This is a genomic window from Persicobacter sp. CCB-QB2 (assembly GCF_001274635.1).
Classification (GTDB): Bacteria; Bacteroidota; Bacteroidia; order Cytophagales; family Cyclobacteriaceae; genus Persicobacter; species Persicobacter diffluens.
In genome coordinates this window covers 1,708,337-1,728,705 of sequence record NZ_LBGV01000001.1, presented here as the reverse complement: position 1 = coordinate 1,728,705, position 20,369 = coordinate 1,708,337, and the positions used below count along the sequence as shown (strand labels likewise).

Genomic DNA, 20,369 nt, shown 5'->3' with positions numbered 1-20,369 from the left:
ACAGCATTAATGAGCTGAAGATGGAATCAATATTTTTTCAGCTGTTTGTATAACCCATAATAAGTAAAATTTTATGAAACAGATTTTTTTACCAATCTGTACAAGCCTGTTAGTGGCCTTTTTCCTCCATTTTAGTCCGGAAGTCCGGGCGCAGTCGGAGCCTGTATTTACTTCCGGACATGACCCCAAATCCACCGGCCAAAGCTGGGTGAAAGTGGAGGCTTTGACCGATGAGTTTTCGGGAGGGACATTAGATCCTAATAAGTGGACGGCTAATCCCGAGTACCTGTGGAACGGGCAGGATAGGGGATGGTATGGTTCAGCCCGCTCCCTCTTTCAGGAAGAAAATGCCACGGTGACCAACGGCCAAATGCGCATTGAAGCGAAAATGTTTGCAAGCCCGCAATATGCCCCTTCTGATGACCAGTCCAATCCGCCTGCCCGGAAATATGGCGGAGCCTATGTATACGGCAAAACACTGGCAAAGCCGGGCTATTATATGGAAGCCAGAATGCAGGCCAGCCAAACGGCCATGTCCGCTGCTTTTTGGTTAATGTCGGAATCTAAACCTTGTATCGAATTACCTAACAATGGGGAGAAATCAGAACTGGATATACAGGAATGTGTAGGCGTGATGACCGGAGAGCTGGGAGATGAATGGACCAATGATGACTGGGCAGTGAATGCGAAATGGGACCGGATTTTTCATTATAATACCCACCGTCATACTACCTGGAATTGTTATTCAGGAGAACAGCAAACCGTAGGAGGTAAGGTGAATTTGGAGAGTGGAACCAATGCCAGTGCTTTCCACATTTACGGGGCTTATTGGTACCCGGATGGCAATCGAGTGGACTTTTTCCTTGACGGGGATTTCATTAAATCCGTTACGCCTGCGGTTCCTTTTACCGCTCCTCTGAAACTCATCATGTCCAGTAATTTTTACGACTGGATTAAGGAAATTGAGCCTGAGGCGATGGGTTTCAATAAGACCAGGGCGGAGCGAAGTACTAAGTTTGACTGGGTCCGGGTCTGGGAGCTGGAAGGGGAGGCACAGGAAGTGTTCTTTATTATCAATAAGGAAACAGGAAAAAAGATCCGTTGCGGGAATAATACCGACGGAGCTCCTTTGCAACTGGTGCCAGCCAGTTGGAGTGGTAGCCCGACGCAGTGGGAGAAAGTCGATACCGGGGACGGCTATTTCCATTTAAGAAATGTGGATACCGGTTTCTATTTCCGCCCGACGGATGAAACAGACGGCTCGGTGCTTATTCAGCGTCCGGATAGTTATAACGGGGATTTCACTCGTTGGAAAACTGTTGCGGCCAGTGGAGGCTATTATTATCTGGAAAATAAGGAGACGGGCATGTGGTTTCGCCCGGAATCAGAGGTAGATTATTCGCCGCTATTGCAACGCCCCACCAGCTATTCCGGTGACTGGACCCAATGGCAATTGGTGAGCGTTCAAACCGGTACTCCTCTGAGGACGGCCGTTCCTTTGTCAGCGGATTATGGCTTGCAGGAAGTAAAGGTATTCCCGAACCCCGTGACAAATGGCTTGCTGCATATGCGTTTACCGTCTAGTCCGGTACCTGCACAAATCACGATTACCGATACCTCAGGGCGGACACTGTATCAGGAAATGCATTATTCCGGAGAGCTTAATTTGCCAATCAATGGAATGCTTCGGTCCGGGCAGCTATATTTAGTGCATGTTCAGGTGGAGGCGAAAAGCTATACTGAGCGGATATTAGTAGAGTAAAAAATCAATCCGGATTATGCACTGCCTGGTGCAACTAAGCGGCTCGGGGAAATTATTTTCAGGGCATGGAGGATGTAACTGCTGATATTTTTTATTATCAGAATAGGCGTGAGCTTGTTTTCTCCTCCTTTACCCGCTTTTGGGGAAAAATGCCGAAAAAGGGAACTCCTCTTTCATTTTCCCCGGCTTAAGCTAAGCGCGTTTTTTAAACAGGCTTTAACCGAGGGCTTAAGTAGCATAATCCGGCTTAAAGGCTTTCACCGGAGCACTTTCAGGAGTGTTCCGGTTTTTTTTTGAGCCAGGGAGTGCTGGTGCCTTAAGGAGGTTGTTTTCAGTTGGTTGATCACTAAATCGAATTTAAGAAAGCGTTTAGCTGGCAGGATTATTTGCAGGATAATGTTTATAGCAAAAGGGGTATAAGATAATTTTGAGTAAATAATAGGGCTATGGTCAAAAAAGCCTGAAATCGTTTTCAATAATTTGAATCGTCCCGGACGTTGCGGTTTTTAAACACGCTTTAAATTGTCCATTTATTTTACACCTGTCCGTATGATTTTTTTACAATACAGAAATGCCCGGATGCGCTGTTGAGCAATGCAGGGGGATAATCTGAATGGCACAAACTTGGCTTGTATTTATGCAGAGGATCATTCAATTTATGGTTCTGAATCGTTGGTGATACTAAGCTCAGCCATTATGGGATTTTATCAATTTTTTAGTCCGGATAGAAAGTATAAATTTTACTTATTGATCGCGGTGTTCAGTCTGGCGACGGGCTTTTCCACTGCTGCTTTTTTATTTAAGTGGGTAGGTCATGAGATGAATTTCGATACTTTTCATCAGGATGCGGAGCATACTTACCGGCTGATTTTTGGCGGAGAGGTCAATGGGAAATTTCTAAAGGGCAGCGGGCTGAATTTACCCTTATTTGAGGCCTGTAAAAGCCAGTGTCCGGAGATTACGGCTGCAACGATTTTGAATCCGGCTTATTGGGCTGAGGTGGAGGTGGAAAATGTTAATGCTAAGCGCTTTCGTACTCCTCATTTGGCTTTTGTGGATTCTGCTTTTTTTAGTTTCTTTGATTTTCCTCTGATCTCAGGCGACAGGGAAATGGTCCTGCGCTCCCCTGATGATATGGTGGTGTCATCCGGTTTTGCAGGAAGGGTATTTCAGGGAGCAGACCCTTTGGGAGAACAGCTTTCATTTTTTGGAAAGAACTGGAAGGTGGTGGGGGTGTTTCAGGACTTCCCCTCTAACACCCATCTGTCCGGAGATATTTTAATCCCATATTATGGGCTGGATTGGTTTGATCAGGATGCAGATTTTCTTATCTATTTTAAACTGGCCCCTTCCGCAGATCCGCTACAGGTGGCAAAGAAAATCGGGGGGATCAGAACGGGAGGGAGATACGAAAAGATGGGCATCAGGTATGAATTGCAGCCGCTTTCGCAGATCAGGTTCAGTACAGATGTTCCTTCTGATTTCATTAAGGAAAAACGGCAAAAAAGCATACTCCTTATTATTGCCATTGTAGGTTTATTGATGCTTTTCATTTCGGCGATTATCTATATTAATTTGATGTATGCTGTTTACCTTGCCCGGACCAGGGTGTATGAAGTGAAGTATATCCTCGGTGCAGGCAGGAAAAGGGTATTTCTGGAGGTTTTAGCTGAAGTAGTCCTGACGACGATTTTTTCACTATTACTGGCCGGCCTTATTTTTAAATCAGGGAGTCCATGGATGGAGCAACATTTGGGAGTAAAATTATGCTTCTCCGTATTTTTCAGGAATGCTCTGATGGTGATGAGCATATTGATTGTTTTGGCTTCTGTTCTTCCGGCTGTTTTTATCGCCAATCGGGTCGTTTTGCAAAATGGAAACAGCGGTCGGGAAAAGGTAAAAGTAAATGGTTTTCAGGCGGCACTGCTTATTCTTCAGTTTTCGGTGGTGTTGTTTTTGATCTCCGGAATTCTGATTATTGAAAAGCAGCTGAAATATGCTTTGAAATTGCCCCTGGGATATGAGATTGAAAATACCATATTTTTTCATCCTCATGAGCAATTCTCCGGTCGGTATGATTTTATCAAACAGGAATTGTTAAGACATCCGGCAATAGCCGGGGTTACGGTGAGTAACCGGATGCCTTTTGAAGCCGGGGAACTTTTTGAAATCAGCACCATGTCGAATGAAAAGCGAGTAGGGGCTAATCACTACAGGGTAAAGTCCAACTATTTCCAATTTATGGGAATTCCCACTTATTTTCAATATGATTTGCAACAGCAGGATCGGGATTTTACCACCCTGGCAGTGAATCAAAAGCTTTTGAATTATTTGGATTTAGCTCCGGATGATGATCTATATTTTACGGTAAATGGTCAAAAGTTCATAGGGCGGGAGGTGATTCCGGATATATTGCATACTGGTTATCAGGCTCAGGAAGCACAAATATATACGATCATGAACCAAGTGCAGCCTTCTGATTGTTTTTTGATCAAATTTAATCAGGATGTTGCTTCAGGAATTGAATATGTGGATCAAATTTGGTCCAGATATTCGAAGCGGGAATTCCAGTATAAGTATTTAGAGGATGCCCACAGGGAGCAATATCAGAAGGAAGAAACGGGCAGGTTTATTTTTTATGTGTCGATGGTTTTGACACTTTGGATGTGTTTTTCCGGTTTATTGGCCATGATTGTTTTTACCACTAATCTCCGGAAAAAGGAAGTTTGTATCAGAAAAATAAATGGCGCCGGATTTTTCCATTTGTACGGACTGCTGTTAAAAAAATATCTCCTCTGGCTGACTTTTGCCATCCTGATTGCCATTCCGCCAGGCTTTTTCCTGATGAATTTATGGCTGGAAGGTTTTGCTTACCGGATTGCTTTGAGTCCCTTGTTTTTTTAGAGCTGAGGGATTAGAACTACTCTTTATCTTGTTAACCACGGGTTTTCAGATTTGGAGAACCATTTACACTAATCCTGTTCGTTTTCTGAGCAGGACATGAGCCGTTCCGGTGGGTAATGGTGGAATTATGGAAATAATGGGCAGATAAAAAGTTTTTTATGTTGATTAACCAAGAGTAAAGTGAATTTTTTATGGTAATTTTTGGTGTTAAATATTTTTTTAAAAAAAGGTAAATGCTCGTCCTGACTGTACCATCACGGTATTTATCTTTCTCCAATATCATGAAATGAAAGCACCCTTTACGCTTTGTTTGATTATTTTTTCAGTTTGCAGGCCTCTGTTAACCTTTGCACAGGATGACTGGCAGCAGGATTATCAATTATCCCTGGAAGCTTATGCCGAAGTATTTTACGTGTATGATTTTAACCGGCCGGAGGGCAATAGCCGGCAGCCTTTTTTCTATAATTATAATCGTCATAATGAGTTCAACCTGAATTTGGGGATGATTCGCCTGAATTTGGATCATTCAAAATACCGGGCCAATCTGGCCTTTCAGGCGGGTACTTATGCGCAGGATAACTATGCAGCAGAACAGGATTTATTAAAAACTATATTTGAAGCCAATATAGGGGTTTCCCTAAATCAGAAGAATAATTTATGGCTGGATGTTGGGGTGCTACCTTCTCATTTGGGCTTCGAAAGTGCCCTGGGAATTGAAAACCCAACCCTTAGCCGCTCTTTGTCGGCAGAAAACTCTCCCTATTTTTTGACCGGTGCAAAGTTGACTTTTAATCCGACAGATCGTCTGGAGCTGGCCGGGCTGGTGGTTAATGGCTGGCAGCGGATTCAGCGGCTGGAAGGAAACAGTCTGCCCTCATTTGGCACACAGGTACAATTTGCCGCCTCTGATCGCATGTTGTTGAACTGGAGTACTTTTATTGGGACTGATTTCCCCGATGAGGAACGCCGGATGCGGTATTTTAATAATTTGTATGGGCAGTTTCAGTGGTCAGAAAAGTTCCTGCTCCTCAGCGGCTTTGATTTTGGCTTTCAACAGCAAAGTAAGGGAGGTGCGACTTATGACTTATGGTGGGTTCCTACCATTATTGGCCAATACCGTATTAATCCTAAATGGCAATCGGCATTTCGTTTAGAATATTATCAGGATAAAGGAGGCGTGATTATTCCCACCGATGCCACAGGCGGCTTTCGAACCAGTGGTTTTTCCCTCAATTTTGATTACCAACCTAATCCACGAATCATTTGTCGTTTAGAAGGTCGATGGCTACAGAGTCCTGATAATATTTTTGAAAAATCTTCCGGTTTTACGAATCAGAATGTTTTTGTGGCGACATCATTGGCGATGAAGTTTGGAGAAAAGTTGCGGTAGGGAAAGATAGGTGTTCCTTTTATTTTGATTTTAATTGGGTGGAATATCGGGGCAAAGCCTTTTCATAAAAAGTTGGAATGGTCTTTCATTGCTCTTTATTTAATGCTTAATCACTCCACCTACTTTGATAAAAAGTGAAACAAATAATTAAAGCTGTAATCAATTTTGACGAACCACTGAACCGGCTGCCGGAATTCCTCAAGGCGTTATTTGAGGATCAGGGAAAAAGCAGAAAGTTTCATTGAAATAAGGAGGAGATGGATGCGCTTCGACAATAGCACATATGACTTTTCGACTATTGATCAATGCGGACGATCCGCTGCAATAGTTTTCTGTGATTTCAAAATTTCCGGGTATGGCTTCTTCAGGCTTGCAAATTTCTCTCTCCTGTAAATGGGAAAAGGGTTTTAACCCAAATTAATCTACGGTGGATTTATTGAATCACTGCATGTGCTACATTAACAGATGTTTCCTTTGTTTTTTAATAGCCGGAATTTTGGGTAAGCTTGCTTTCTTCTCCTTATTTACTTCGTTGGAAAATTTGAAATAGGAAAAATACCTTCATTTTTCCCGCCTTGCAGCTCAAAGAGGCTTCAAGGAAATAAAATATGATAGAGTAATTAAGATCCTGGAAAGGGAAATGGGACATATTACCGATCAGCTGAGGTTGAATAAATCAGCTGATTTAGTTGAAAAGAAAAACGAACTGGCTGGTGCAATCCGCTGGTTGAAACAAGGTGAAGATTTCCAAATTGATCCTTCTTCAGAGTTTGTTGTCTTGCCTGAAACCCTAACAAACACTCCTTCCTCTGAATACCGGCTTATTGAGGATCATGAATCAGATAATCAAAATAGGTGGACGGAAGTAAATATCAAAGGTGAAATTGTCCGGCCTTCTCCAGAGGATATTATAATCTTGAAGTAATATTTGTTATTGGGCAGGTGGGGCGCGTTTTATGATTTAGAGTCTGTTTAAAAACCAAAATTTGCGGCATTGAAGAAACGATATCCGATTATTTTGAGAGAATACCATCTGTATTGTTAAGAAGTTCTCTAAAATCGCGTCCAATAATTTGAATAAACAGCTGGATGGTTTGCTTTTGAACAGGCTCTTTAATTCATATTTTCCAATACTCCCTAAACTGGACAACGCGCTATATAAGTACTGAGACGATGAAAACTAAAAATAAATTTCGCATTAAGTATATCATTTGTTTTACCGTAGCCATTATTGCAGGCCTGCTTTCCCGCTCGGATTTCGTTGATTTTCCTCAGTACATTGATGATCATTTGGGGATATTATTTGGGCCGGGATGGTATATTTTATGTTTGCGGTACTCTGGCCCTTTGGTAGTGGGCAGTGGAAAATGCTTGCTGCGATATGCTTTTCTTTTTCGGTAGAATGCTCTCAACTTATTACCGCGGATTGGCTGGAGGCGATTCGGAATCTTCCCGGGATGAGGCTGGTCCTCGGCTATGGATTTAAGTTCAGCGATCTGATTTGTTATATCACCGGTGTCGGAATGGCATTTCTTTTGGATCAGCATTTTATACTAAGAAAATCGCAGGTTAGGGCGATGAAATATTGAGGCGAACAAATTCTTTTCAGCAGTTTCCCCATAGCTGATGGAATGATTTTTGAAAGATACAGGCCTCTAAATTACGAAAAACGCAATTGACTGAATAAATTTTGTATTTTTGACAAAAAAAGAAAGTTTTTATTGAGTGAGTGCTGTATTCAAATAGTGCAATTATTTGATTTATTTCCACCGGTGCTTCCCTCCTTATTCCAAACGGTTGGGTTAAATATGATTTCTTTTTTTACTGACCAAATATAACACCTTGGCTGCTGCCTGTTAAAAAAAAGTAATTGCATAAAGTTTTAGAACTTTAATAATTTCGGCAACGAATCATACAATTTAGCCCGTTCTTTCTTTTTTTTATGTCTTTTTTCCTTGTTGACTTTGTGGTTAATTGAATGTATTATTGAAATGTATAGTTAGTATTGATTTATATTTTTTATAATTCCACTTATTAAGCGAGTTGATGGGTTTTCCCGGACATCAACCTGAAATATCCAGTTGCCTAGGCGAATGAAAAAGCCATACAATGCTAAGGTGATTTGAAGTATTGGAAGTGAATGGTTGTGATTTTTAATAATAGCAGCGCTATTTTTTGAAAGCACTCCAGTTTTACTGCTATAATAATCCGATTTTCATTATCAATTCTGGCTTTTCAATAGGCTATTATATGCTATTTATTATTCCATTTCAGGAATGGATCTGTAATGTCGTTCTTTTTTGACAGGCTTATTCCTATGCCCTTTGTTTACATCAAGGGATGTGTTTTTTGTCTAATAAGTTATAGATCAAGATAATAAATGAAGGGATGTAATTTTTTTGATTTTAAAATAATCACTTAAATACATTAATAAATTATCTAATAACGTTATAGTTATACATATTTTTAATCTTTTACCTTAATACTTATGATCAAAAATTTTATTAGAAAAGGCATGGATTTCCCTTTTTTTAGGCCCGGATGGGGTTGGAGGAAATCATGTTTAAGCTGGGGGCTACTATTTTTAGTCGCTTTTGCTCCTTTAGCAGCAATTGCTCAAAATCAATCTAAGCCGGATGTATCTAAGACCTCCTCAGTGGAGAAGCTGACGGCGGTGGATAAAAAAGGAAAATCGGGGAAGGTGATTACTCAAAAATCCACTATGAGCAGTCCTCAAAGCAGAGGAATGCAAAATAGGAAAGTACAGTCGAAGCTTACCAATACGGCGGTGCTGAATAAGCTTTCTATGGATTTAAGCCAGGAGTATGATCAAAATAAGGCCAAAGCTTTGGTGATGGCCAAGGAGAAAAACTGGTTGGTTCAGCAAGAGGTTGAAGGTCGAATCATGGAGTTGCAGGGTGTTGATCAGAATAAGCAACCCCTTTATTATATCACCCATAATGCGGGAGCCGCCAAAACCACTTCCACCGACAAAGTCTATGCAAATGGAGGAATGGGCTTAGCTTTAGATGGCAGTGGTATTCACGCCGGAATATGGGATGGTGGTGGCGTACGGGTTAGTCATCAGGAATTTAATAATACGGGTGGAGGAAGAGTGACGCAAATGGACAATCCGTCTTCCACTAACTATCATGCAACACATGTGGCAGGGACAATGGTGGCCGGTGGACTGGATGCCAATGCCAAAGGAATGGCCTTTAATGGTACACTGAATGCATATGATTGGAATAATGACAATGCAGAAATGGCCGCCGAGGCGGCAGAAGGTTTGTTGATTTCCAATCACTCCTATGGTTATGTGCATGGCTGGTACTGGACCGGAATCACCTGGTCATGGGCCGGAGATCCAAGCATCAGTACCGAAGAAGATTATCGTTTCGGTTTTTATTCTGAAGAAACAAAAGTGCTGGATGAAATCGCGCATAATGCCCCTTATTATTTGATTGTAAAGTCGGCAGGAAATGATAGAGGAGATGGGCCAACAAATGGAACATATCCTCAGGATGGACCCTATGACTGCGTGGGAACCACTGGTGTAGCGAAAAATATTTTAACGGTTGGCGCAGTGAACCAACTGTCTAATGGTTATCAGGGAAATCCATCGGATGTGGTGATGTCTTCTTTTAGTAGCTGGGGACCTGTGGATGATGGTCGTATTAAACCGGACATCGTAGCGAAGGGCGTGAATGTGTACTCTACCCTGGATGAGGCTGATGATTCCTACACCACGATGAGTGGAACCAGTATGTCATCCCCATCTACGGCGGGTTCTCTGATGCTTTTGCAGGAGCATTATTATAATTTGAATAATGCCTATATGAAGTCGGCCACACTAAAGGCCTTGGCGATTCAAACCGCAGATGAGGCCGGACCTGCGCCGGGACCGGATTATATGTACGGTTGGGGGCTGTTGAATACCGCTACTGCCGCCAGTGTTATTTCGAATAAAGATATTGAATCGATCATTCAGGAGCGGGAATATACGGGATCCACTCAAGAACTTACGGTTAAAGCCTCCGGTACGGAGCCTTTGGTAGTGACCATTGTTTGGACCGATTTACCCGGCAGCCCTGTTGCTCCTGCATTAGATCCTGAAGATATTATGCTGGTGAATGATCTGGATCTTAAAGTTACCGGTAATGATGAGGACTTCTATCCTTACAAGCTGGATAAATTCAATCCTGAGGCAGCAGCTACCACCGGCGTCAATGATGTCGATAATGTGGAGAAAATTGTAATCGCTAATGCGGTGGCAGGAGAGACTTATACCGTTTCTATTACGCATAAAGGTGACATTACCGGAGGTAGTCAGGCTTTTTCTTTAATTGCCACAGGGGTTTTATTGGAAGGTTCTTATACGGCTAGTTTTGAGGTATTGGGGACTGACGGGCCTGTGGAAGGTGCCAGTGTAAACCTGAATGGCCTACTTCAAATGACGGATTCCACTGGAAGCGCCTCATTTGTGGTGCAGGATGAGGAGTCTTATGATTACACCGTCAATGCTTATGGATATGAAGAGGCTACTGGTGCATTTACGGTAGAGGGCGATCATATTGCAGAAACGGTTACTTTAACCCCAACGGCTACTTATTCGGTGACTTTCATGGTAAAAGCCGAAGAGACAGATTTGCCCATTGAAAATGCTTTGGTGGAAATTGATCAAAAATCAGGATTGACAGATTCTACAGGAGTAGTGGTTATCCAGGGGATTTATGAGGGGGAACAGTCTTACAAAGTGACCGCCAACGAATTTATTGATTATTCAGCTAGTCTGACCATTTCCGGAGACGAATTTGTAGAAGTCCTCCTGGAAGCAACCCCACTTTTGTGGGATAACTTTTCTACCGTCTCGACCACTTCCGGTATCGTATCTACTAATTTAGGAGGTCTTGGTGAAATACCCTCTGGTTTGGTAGAAAGTGCCGATGATTTTATCGTTCCTGCCGGGGCTATTTGGAATGATATCGATATTTATGCCTATGGTTTTTCTAATTCCGCCTATCCTGGTAGTTATTATGTCGCCATTTATGCGGATGAGGCCGGACAACCAGGGAGTGCAGTATTCGAAGATTTTCTGACGCCCGAAAATTCTGAGGAGCCGGTTTTCCCACTCAATAATATGAATCTGACTTCAGGCAAATATTGGCTGACAATAGCCGGGCATTATCCTACAGCCAGCAGTCTTAGCAGTGCGCGGTGGAATATGTACACCGTTATGGATACCAAAGCGGAGGAAGCCCAATTACGCGATAATGCCAAGATTTTTGGCGATGATGATACCTGGGCTCCCATTAACGGGCTGATTGGAGAGGCGACCACCTCCCTAAAATTTGCCATTTATAAAGGAACCCCTCGTTTCCCTGCGACTTTCACGGTGATGGATCAAAATGGGGTAATTTTACCTGAGGCCCCCATTGTTATTGAAGGAGAGAAAACCATTGTGACGGATGAAAACGGAGAGGCTACCGTAGCTTTAGCGGAAGGGACATACCATTATTCGATCGAAGTAAAAGGCTATGAAGCGTTGTCAGGAGAATTCGTGATGGGCTCGGAACCTTTGGCTATTTCCGTAGAACTGGCGCCTTTACCGACCTATACGGTTACTTTTAATATCACCAATGAGGAGCAAATGCCTTTGGCTGGCGCCAAGCTATCGGTGGATGGCCAAGTATATTTAAGTGATGATAATGGGGTGGCCAAAGCGGAGCTACTTCCGGATTCTTATACCTTCACGGTTAAGCTTAGCGAGTATGATAGTTATACCGATACCATTACGGTGGTAGATGCACCACTTTCCAAACAGGTTGCCTTGATTTATAATGGGATCTTCTTTTATGAAAACTTTGAGGGAGAGGTGTCAGAGTGGATTACCATTGATGCAGATGGGGATGGTCAGGAATGGTTTGTGAAAGATTATGGGGATAGCAGCAAAGTCATTGATGGTACTAGCTGTATGACTTCAGATTCTTTCAATAGCACGGGTGCCTTACGACCAGATAACTGGTTGATTTCTCCTGAAATAACCATTCCGACAACTGGTGATTTCCGACTGTCCTATTTTGTTGCCCCACATAGCGCAACTTGGGAGGCGGAACATTATAAGTGCGTTGTATCTACCGGTGGAACCGAAATTAGTGATTTCCCGGATGAGAATATTCTATTTGAGGAGACTTTAACGGTTGGTGAAATTGGGCAGTATTTCCACAAAAGAGAGGTAGACCTTACCGATTATGCCGGACAAACGATCAGAATCGCCTGGGTGCACTTTGATACCTACAATGAGTACGCCATTAAACTGGATGCCATTTCCGTTTATACGCCGATGTTTGACCTCACTTTTGAGGTAATAGATGAAAGGAGAAATCCCGTGGCTGATGCTCAGATTATCATTGCGGAGGACACCCTCTTTTCCGATGCTGCCGGATTAGCCATTAAAAAAATGCCAAATGGTACCGCCTTCTTCACAGCAGAAAAAAGTGGCTTTGCTGGCGTTGCGGATAGTTTAACGGTGGACAACGCTGACCTGACCATTCCGGTGATGTTAATCCATCAATCTTTGATCACCTTTGAGGTGACAGATGAGAATGATGTTCCACTTGCCGGGGCAAATGTATTTATTGCCGGTGATAGCCTGCTTACGGACATGGTCGGAAAAGCGGAGATCGAGCTGGTGAATGGTAAATTTGATTATGTGGTGAGTTTGGAAGGCTATGATTTCTATGCGGGAAGCTTAACGGTATTTGATGAGCCGGATACCGAAAAGGTGACATTAAAAGAAAGTCTGTACGAGGTTTATTTTAATGTAAAGGATGAAAGTGAAGCGCCGCTGGCCGATGCCATGGTCATTGTAGATGGTAAGGCGGTAACTTCAGATGCAGAAGGAATGGCTATTGTCAGTTTAACTGCCGGCGCTCATGCCTATGAGGTGGTGTTGGAAGGCTTTTATAAGTTTATGGGTGATCTGACCGTGGCAGAGAATGGACAGGTAGAATTGGTGAATCTGATTCAAAAGGGACATTTGGTTACTTTTGAAGTAAGGGACAATAAATACCAGCCATTGGCCGATGCAACTATCGAAATTGCCGGGGTTTTCCTAACCACTGATGCTTCAGGGAAGGCTACAAAAGTCTTTAACAACGGAACATATGCTTACACTGCCAGCCTGGAAGGTTATGACGCAGTTGCAGGAGAGGTAGTAGTTAGAAACTACGATCCTGTGGTGAGAGTAACCCTCACAGCTCCAACTTATACCGTTAAATTCCTGGTGTCGGACGAAAATGGTAAAGCATTGAAGAATGCCTGGATAAAAGTTGATGGCCAACACGCTAATACCAATGGAGCAGGAAAAGCGTCAATGGAGTTGAGTAATGGGGAATACGATTATGAAGTGTCTCTTTATGATTATCCCGACGCAACAGGCACCCTTAGCGTTAGTGGCGCTGATATGACGATGGAAGTCACAATGGCCAAAGCGATCTATACGGTTACCTTTGAGGCTACTGACCAAAATTCCGTACCGCTGGCAGGCGTAAACATAGCCATTGACGGAGAAACACTGACTACGGACGACGCTGGAATGGCGACCGTTACTAAAACCAATGGTTGGTATAATTATGTGGCCTCTTTGGAAGGTTTCCGTACCAAATGGGGAATGGCCGTGGTTCAGAATAAGGACGTGAAGATCAGCTTCTCACTGAAAGCTGGAGGATTTATGGCCACCTTTGTAGTATTGACTGAGGAAGGTGAACTTTTGGAAAATGCTATGGTGAAAATTGACGGAGAGGATATTTTTACTGATGAAAATGGAGAAGCAGCCATTGAGCTAGAGGAAGGAGAATACGACTATCAAGCCATTAAGGATGGGTATAAGGTCGTTGATCATGATGTAATTGCCATTCATGGGGAAAACATCAGCACCAATGTTTATTTGCGTCAATCCGCAATTCTGGGAGTGGAGGAAAGTAAGTTTCTTATTTATCCAAACCCTGTTCATAATGTATTGAATATTTCTGGTTTGGCAGAGGGAGTGATTTCCAAAGCAGTGATTTATACCGAAGCCGGTAAATTGGTGAGTGAAATGGAATTTGCAACTCAATCAGAACCTGTCCAATTGAATGTTGCTCATCTGGCCAAAGGCTTGTACATCATTCAGATTTATTCAGAAGACAAAGAGGTTATACGATCGAAATTCATCAAATAAATGGGTGAATAAATAAAGATTAAGCAGGCTATTGATGATTATTGATAGCCTGCTTTTTTTTACACCGTGCATGGTGATTAACTAATGGGTGCCAAGCCGTAGTATGTCCCCCACCAATAGAAGGCTTGGGTGTTGGCATATAAAGGCAATCCAATGCAAGTCTCTGGCCTGAGGGACACGAATATCATGCAGCAGTATCTTCAGGGTAAGTTTTCAAACAAAACGAAACCAACTTTTTCAAAAGGGCAATGCTCCAGAGAGGCTAATGAGCATGTGGGATTATAATAATCGAATGGTTTTTAAACTTAAGCTGGGAAGGGTTGATAGTGATTCTTTGAAATGGCTTAGTCCTCCTGTTTCTGATCCCCCAATACTGATAAACCGGTAGCCTTTTTTCTTACTTTCGGAGCTTACGCCATATCTACAATAAGAAGGAATACCCCTGGGAAAGGAATTTTTGGTGTCCTCAGAATCCTTTTCCATTTTTTGGGGTCTTTGGGCTAAGAATGCCAATGAAACCAGTGTGTCGGCTTGCTGCAAAGAGGTGTCAAGCAAATTGAAGGCTACCACTTTATTTTTTAGAAGGATACAATAACCTTGAATTTGAAGATCAAAAAAATGATCAAGTAAGTAGCGGTAGGGAGCCAAGAGTTCCTCATAGCTCATGGGTGACCTTTGCGCTTTCACCTGATTTTTACTCCAAATTTTGGCTAAATCAACACAACCGCTAAGGTAGGTTTGGTTTTCCCTATTAAGTGGAATGATCGAACAGCCATTTTTTTGGGCATATCGAATGTTATTTCTAAAGGCCTTGAATTGCTGACCGCTGCAACTTTCGAGTTGGTTGTTATCTATGGTGACACTGGGGAATGCCCAGTCGAGTACTTTCTCTTCCACAATTTGGTAGGGAAGGTTTGCGTATTTTTGCCATAGACTTATTAAGTGAGCATCTAAGCGAATTATTTCTACCAGTTGAGTTTTTTCCTGCCGCTGCCGATACCATTTTTCTAAAAGTTTTATTTGTTTCGGGCTGATTGGGGAGCCACTACCGTGGAATTTTGATTGGGATGAATACCATACAAAAGACTATGCTTTCCCTCCGTAATAAGAGATATACCTCTTCTGAGCGTCATAAGCCAATAAGCTGGTGAGGATAGGTACGCATCCTTCAATTTATGGGTTTCAAAGTTCATTTGTAGATACTTTGATACTAAATCTTGTTGGTGTTGAAGTAGGTTTTTCATGTCGGTTAATATTAAATTATTGATCTTTAATATTATACGGACGGGTGTTGATGCTTTCTTTATGGCAGGGCAAATTCGTGCTGAATAAGTCTTTTGTCTTATTTGAAATCCTCCTTTCGTTTTCGGGAAAGATTTATTTTTTAGGCTTATCCTCAATTGGGATGGAAGAGGTCAATACTTTAAATATTTGGAATGATTTCTTTAGGGAAGATTTTATGAGGTCTGATTAGCTTATAGAATTCAATAAACAAAGCAAGTTGTGCCCATTAAAAATTCAAAAACCTTTTGGTGGATATGAATTCGGGAAATTATCTGAAATCACCTTGCTTAGATTTTAATCATGAATTGCTTTTTTGCCCTTATTATTGAATCAAAAAGATCACATCATCCCCGATTTTTTTTATTCCCAGGATTTGTGAGTTGCGCAGCAAATGATCTCTCTCCACTCGCAGCGGGGGAGCCTATTTCCTTAAAAATGATCATTTCCTGAGCGTCATATTCAAAAAAAGCCCCGATATCGGGGCTTTAATATATCAGATAAGATAGTTTTATTTAGCATTTAAACTCCCTAAATCCGGCGCGGCATAAGGTGCTCGGTGCTTTTTAATAACCCGCAGGGCGCTTTTTGCTCAACACCCGATAAAGGGCAATTTCTTTTTTCTCCATTTTGCGCTGATCTTTCCTAAGGGATTTGACCAGAGAAAAAACCATGATCAGCAAAACCATTACAAATGGCAGACCGGAAATGATGGAGGCGGTTTGAATGGCTTGTAAGCCTCCGCCATACAATAAAACAGCTGCGACCACTCCTTCAATCAAAGCCCAAAAGATCCGCTGTCCTACCGGCGCATCCAGCTTTCCTCCAGCGGTAATACTGTCGATTACCAGTGAGCCGGAGTCTGAGGAAGTCACAAAGAAGTTGATCACCAAAATGATACTGGTGAAGATGGCCAGTGGATAATGATGCAACATCACATACATGGCCGTGGATATATCTGCCTGCACTGCTGCCACAATTTCACCGGTGCCGGTAAGTTCCAGGAACAGACCGGAACCACCAAAGGTGCTGAACCAAAGGAAACCAATGAGCGAAGGCACTACCAATACGCCCAAAACGAAATCTCGGATGGTACGTCCCTTGGAAATGCGGGCGATGAAAGTCCCAACGAATGGGGACCAGGAAATCCACCATGCCCAATAAAACACGGTCCAGCTACTTTGCCAGTCTACGAATTCATCACTCACATACTTCTCCACGGCATAGGCCTGGTTCCACATGCCCATACTTAAAAGCTTCTGGAAGTAGTTTCCGGTATTTTCAATAAAGCTTTCGATAATGAACAAGGTAGGACCAATAAGGACCATCAGGATCATAAAGGCCAGAGCCAGATATAGATTGACGTTACTAAGGATTCTTACTCCCTTATCAAGGCCGGTAACTACGGAAATCGTGGCTACTCCGGTAATTAAACCAATCAGGATGATTTGAAGAGAAGTGTCATTGACCCAGCCGACTAGGTGCTGAAACCTGCTCCCACTTGTTGCACGCCAAACCCAAGGGAAGTGGCCAGACCAAATAATGTGGCCACAACAGATAGAATATCAATCAAATGCCCAATAGGACCGTAAATTTTTTCACCTAATAAAGGGTAAAATACCGAGCGGAAAGTCAGTGGTAATTTCTTGTTAAAGGTGAAGTAGGCAAGGGCCAGGCCTACTACCGCATAAATGGCCCAGGTATGAAAACCCCAATGCTAAAAGGCATATTGCATGGCATTTTTGGCAGCAGCCTCCGTCCCGGGCGCTACTCCGGGAAAACTATTGAAATGATAAATGGGCTCTGCCACCGACCAGAAAATAATCCCGATTCCCATACCGGCACTGAACAACATCGCGAACCAGGATACCAGGCTAAACTGTGGCTTGGCCTTCGGCCCTCCAATCCGAATTTTGCCAAAGGGGCTGAAAATGAGGTAGGCACAAAATACCAGGAAAACATTCACGGCCAGGATAAACAGCCAGCCAAAATTATGACTAATGCCTGCCTGAATGGCCGAGAAAACTTTATTCATGGGTTTACCCACTACCAAAGTAACGATGATAAAGAGCAGGATGAATATAGTGGAGGGCCAAAAAACCGGCCCGTGCAAATCAAAATGTTTTTTGAAAAATGAATACTTTTTTGACATTCTACTGTGTTTATTCTACAATTGGCAAAACGTTACTGGGATGGTCTCCGGGCACCACAGGCTTTTGCACTTATTTTCATAAACTTCTGTAAACTGAAATTGATTCCACTCCAAAGGAAATGGTCAGGCTTTTAATCAGTATGTAGCGTTTCAACTTTTTTTACCAAAGCAACAGCAACAGGATTTGCTCATGTTTACTTTTCATAAAGTGTCAGCAAAAAAGCCAAAAATTCGAATTTGCATTCAAATGATATGGCTGAATTGGTACGCTATGGACTTTTGGAGATTAACAGCAAAATTGGACAGTAAGGAGGGTTTCATCCATAGGATTGTCCATAAATTACGGTTAGTGCCCGTCTGGAAGTTTATATTTTGTACAAAACTAATAAAGATATGATCGCCAAAAAACGACCTATGTCGTGTTTATTAAATAATGCCAGAGGTTCTTCTTTGGTTAAAAGTCAATGCCCTTGGAGTTGAGAAAACACATTGTTTTTATGGGCCGGACGCTTTGTTGAGTTGGAGGTTGAACCTTAATCCGAATTTTTCACCTCGAAATTTATTGACTTAAGCCAAGGTGGTCACCATCAGCTCTAAAGAAATAATTTCCATAGATTTTGAAAAGCGTAAATTGGGCTAAGCTTGCTTTCCCCTCATTCATCTGCTTTATGGTAAAGAATAGAATGTAAAATTCCTCCATTATTTCCTGCACATCAGCTAATCGAGGATTAAAGAATTGCATATTCCGGTTTAAGCTTAGTTTATGCGGCCTTATATTCCACCATAGAAGAGGAGTAATCGGGAAGTGAACAGGGGCTATATCGGTAAAAAAAAATAAATATAAACTGATAAAAGTCCGAAATAGCACTATATCCCCCTAATGACCCTATTTTTTAGGCCGCTTGAACGCGCCTGAACTAATATCTTGCCTGCAAATATTGATGATTACTAAATCAACTTAGCGTGAAAAAGAAAAACTATTTTTTAGTATTGTTGGGCTTGTTGCTCACCACTGCCGCATTGGCTCAGCCCACTTTTACAGAAGGCAATGATCCAAAACCTGAGGGAAGTTTCTGGGAATTAAAAAAATCATTATCGGATGAGTTCAAGGGAAAGAAACTGGATGAAAAGAAATGGAAAAATACGGTTCCAAACGGCTGGATTGGAAGACCTCCTGGGTTGTTCGTCAAAGAAACCGTCAGCATGAAAGGTGGCAAGTTGTGTGTTACCAATTTTCTGTTGGACGAGCCCAAGGAGATTAAAGGAAAAATATTCACACATGCTTGTGGCCACATAGAGTCAGTGAATAAAGCGACAGTAGGGGACTATATGGAGTGCCGGATGAAGGCGAATAAAACTTTCCTTTCGTCAACATTTTGGTTGATTAATAAAAGAAATGAAGGGAAGGATTGCGATCGCCGGGTAACAGAACTGGATATTCAGGAATGCGTGGGCGTAGTGAATACGAGCAAACCATTTGCGAAAAACTTTGACGAATCCATGCATTCCAATACGCATAGCCGTCAAATGGTCTGTGAAGAAATTCCTAAAGGTTCCAAGGGGAATAATGTGGCCACTTCCGGTAAAGTGTATGATGATTTCCACGTTTATGGGGCATGGTGGAAGAGTGAAAATGAAATTCTTTTTTACCTGGATGGGGTCTATCAGTATACTTTGAATCCAGTGGCTCCATTTGATTTGGATATGTACATTAAATTGGTGACCGAAACTTATGATTGGAATAAGGCTCCTGAAGATGGTGGCATGATGGGAAGCTGGGAAGAGCGGACTACTCAATATGATTGGGTGCGTACCTGGAAATTATCGGATAAAAAATCTAAAAGTAAAGCGAAAAAATAAGGGGACATAGTTGATGAAAACCACTGCCATTCGGGGAATGCAGTGGTTTTTTTTGCCCCAGGTACGGCCTTTTTATAAAACTACGAAGGGGCTAATTACAGTGTAATTCCCTCAAATTACGGTTTAATTCTTGTTCTACAGGAGGCTTAATTCTGAATTATGCATTTTCAGATCCCATAAGTATAGACAAGCGGGTGTTGTCCCTGATTTTTAAATCGCATGATTTAGGGTGAGTTTGATTTCTTCCCATTCCTCTACCTCCATGAAAATAATTCGAAATAAAAATTATTCCTTTATTTTTCCTGACTTAAGCTAAAGGTGGGTTTAAGCATAAATAATTCAGGTTAATAAGGTTTTATTCGGGTTAAGCGGTTTGCCTCTTTAGTGGGCTGGTTCCTGCGGAATGGTTTTGATATAATTAGCAAAAGAGTGAGGGTTAGTGGGACGCCATATCGCTTGATGACACAAGCTGAAGTGGAGCCCCAATTTGAGCTTTTGCTTAAATGGATGGAAATCTATTGAACCAGCATATATCCGATCGCAAAGCCCACTATTCCTGCTATCACGAATACGATAGTATTTTGACTCCGGTCTTTATTTACTCGCTGGCTTACCTCCGCAGGATGATAATAATCTTCATCTTTTGCCTCAACAATGAATTCCGGCTGAGTATATTGATAAAATTCCGCCGTACAACGGTAGCAGGAACTCCAGGCATCTGGTCTTTTTTCGTCTATTATATTGATAACTGACCTTTCGCTGTCCAAAAATTTGATAATACACATGAATTTACAGGTCC

At 42.2% G+C, this 20,369-nt stretch carries 10 protein-coding genes and 1 pseudogene; 7 read left to right on the top strand and 4 right to left on the bottom strand.

What is annotated here, in order from left to right:
• The first annotated feature begins 73 nt into the window (after window positions 1-73).
• The 6 genes from NG22_RS07855 to NG22_RS07825 all read left to right on the top strand — a co-directional run bounded on the left by NG22_RS07855 (window position 74) and on the right by NG22_RS07825 (window position 14,277).
• Window positions 74-1,762 carry a T9SS type A sorting domain-containing protein gene (locus NG22_RS07855; RefSeq protein WP_053405241.1) on the top strand — a complete coding sequence of 563 codons (1,689 nt, stop codon included), beginning with the start codon at window positions 74-76 and terminating at the stop codon, window positions 1,760-1,762.
• A gap of 696 nt (window positions 1,763-2,458) precedes the next feature.
• Window positions 2,459-4,666: an ABC transporter permease gene (locus NG22_RS07850; RefSeq protein WP_172674347.1), complete on the top strand. Its 2,208-nt coding sequence runs from the start codon at window positions 2,459-2,461 to the stop codon at window positions 4,664-4,666.
• Between the two features lie 286 nt (window positions 4,667-4,952).
• Window positions 4,953-6,056, top strand: a complete 1,104-nt coding sequence (locus NG22_RS07840; RefSeq protein ID WP_053405238.1) for a porin — start codon at window positions 4,953-4,955, stop codon at window positions 6,054-6,056.
• A gap of 640 nt (window positions 6,057-6,696) precedes the next feature.
• On the top strand, window positions 6,697-6,981 hold the full coding sequence (locus tag NG22_RS07835; RefSeq protein ID WP_053405237.1) for a hypothetical protein: 285 nt from the start codon (window positions 6,697-6,699) through the stop codon (window positions 6,979-6,981).
• 373 nt (window positions 6,982-7,354) lie between these two features.
• Window positions 7,355-7,645 (top strand): DUF2809 domain-containing protein, encoded by a 291-nt coding sequence (locus tag NG22_RS18305; RefSeq protein WP_367379243.1) that lies wholly within the window; start codon window positions 7,355-7,357, stop codon window positions 7,643-7,645.
• Between the two features lie 899 nt (window positions 7,646-8,544).
• Window positions 8,545-14,277: a S8 family serine peptidase gene (locus tag NG22_RS07825; protein ID WP_053405235.1), complete on the top strand. Its 5,733-nt coding sequence runs from the start codon at window positions 8,545-8,547 to the stop codon at window positions 14,275-14,277.
• 279 nt (window positions 14,278-14,556) lie between these two features.
• Here the strand turns inward: NG22_RS07825 and NG22_RS07820 are convergent, their stop codons facing one another.
• From NG22_RS07820 to NG22_RS17935, 3 genes and pseudogenes are all read right to left on the bottom strand, one after another.
• Window positions 14,557-15,312, bottom strand: coding sequence for a hypothetical protein (locus NG22_RS07820; RefSeq protein WP_367379242.1), 756 nt, complete (start codon window positions 15,310-15,312; stop codon window positions 14,557-14,559).
• 812 nt (window positions 15,313-16,124) lie between these two features.
• Window positions 16,125-17,710 (bottom strand): annotated as a pseudogene (locus tag NG22_RS17590) (BCCT family transporter).
• Window positions 17,711-18,269: 559 nt separating this feature from the next.
• Window positions 18,270-18,452 carry a hypothetical protein gene (locus tag NG22_RS17935; protein ID WP_172674345.1) on the bottom strand — a complete coding sequence of 61 codons (183 nt, stop codon included), beginning with the start codon at window positions 18,450-18,452 and terminating at the stop codon, window positions 18,270-18,272.
• Between the two features lie 221 nt (window positions 18,453-18,673).
• Between NG22_RS17935 and NG22_RS07790 the strand changes: the two genes are divergently transcribed.
• Window positions 18,674-19,570: a family 16 glycosylhydrolase gene (locus NG22_RS07790; RefSeq protein ID WP_053405228.1), complete on the top strand. Its 897-nt coding sequence runs from the start codon at window positions 18,674-18,676 to the stop codon at window positions 19,568-19,570.
• A gap of 515 nt (window positions 19,571-20,085) precedes the next feature.
• Here the strand turns inward: NG22_RS07790 and NG22_RS07785 are convergent.
• Complete coding sequence (locus NG22_RS07785; protein ID WP_053405227.1) at window positions 20,086-20,355, bottom strand: hypothetical protein; 270 nt, start codon at window positions 20,353-20,355, stop codon at window positions 20,086-20,088.
• Window positions 20,356-20,369 lie beyond the last annotated feature (14 nt).

Bases quoted from the DNA above. Each gene is read 5' to 3' on its own strand.
- NG22_RS07855 (WP_053405241.1), top strand. From the start codon at position 74: ATGAAACAGATTTTTTTACCAATCTGTACAAGCCTGTTAGTGGCCTTT.
- NG22_RS07835 (WP_053405237.1), top strand. From the start codon at position 6,697: ATGGGACATATTACCGATCAGCTGAGGTTGAATAAATCAGCTGATTTA.
- NG22_RS07840 (WP_053405238.1), top strand. From the start codon at position 4,953: ATGAAAGCACCCTTTACGCTTTGTTTGATTATTTTTTCAGTTTGCAGG.
- NG22_RS17935 (WP_172674345.1), bottom strand. From the start codon at position 18,452: ATGCAATTCTTTAATCCTCGATTAGCTGATGTGCAGGAAATAATGGAG.
- NG22_RS07850 (WP_172674347.1), top strand. From the start codon at position 2,459: ATGGGATTTTATCAATTTTTTAGTCCGGATAGAAAGTATAAATTTTAC.
- NG22_RS07825 (WP_053405235.1), top strand. From the start codon at position 8,545: ATGATCAAAAATTTTATTAGAAAAGGCATGGATTTCCCTTTTTTTAGG.
- NG22_RS07785 (WP_053405227.1), bottom strand. From the start codon at position 20,355: ATGTGTATTATCAAATTTTTGGACAGCGAAAGGTCAGTTATCAATATA.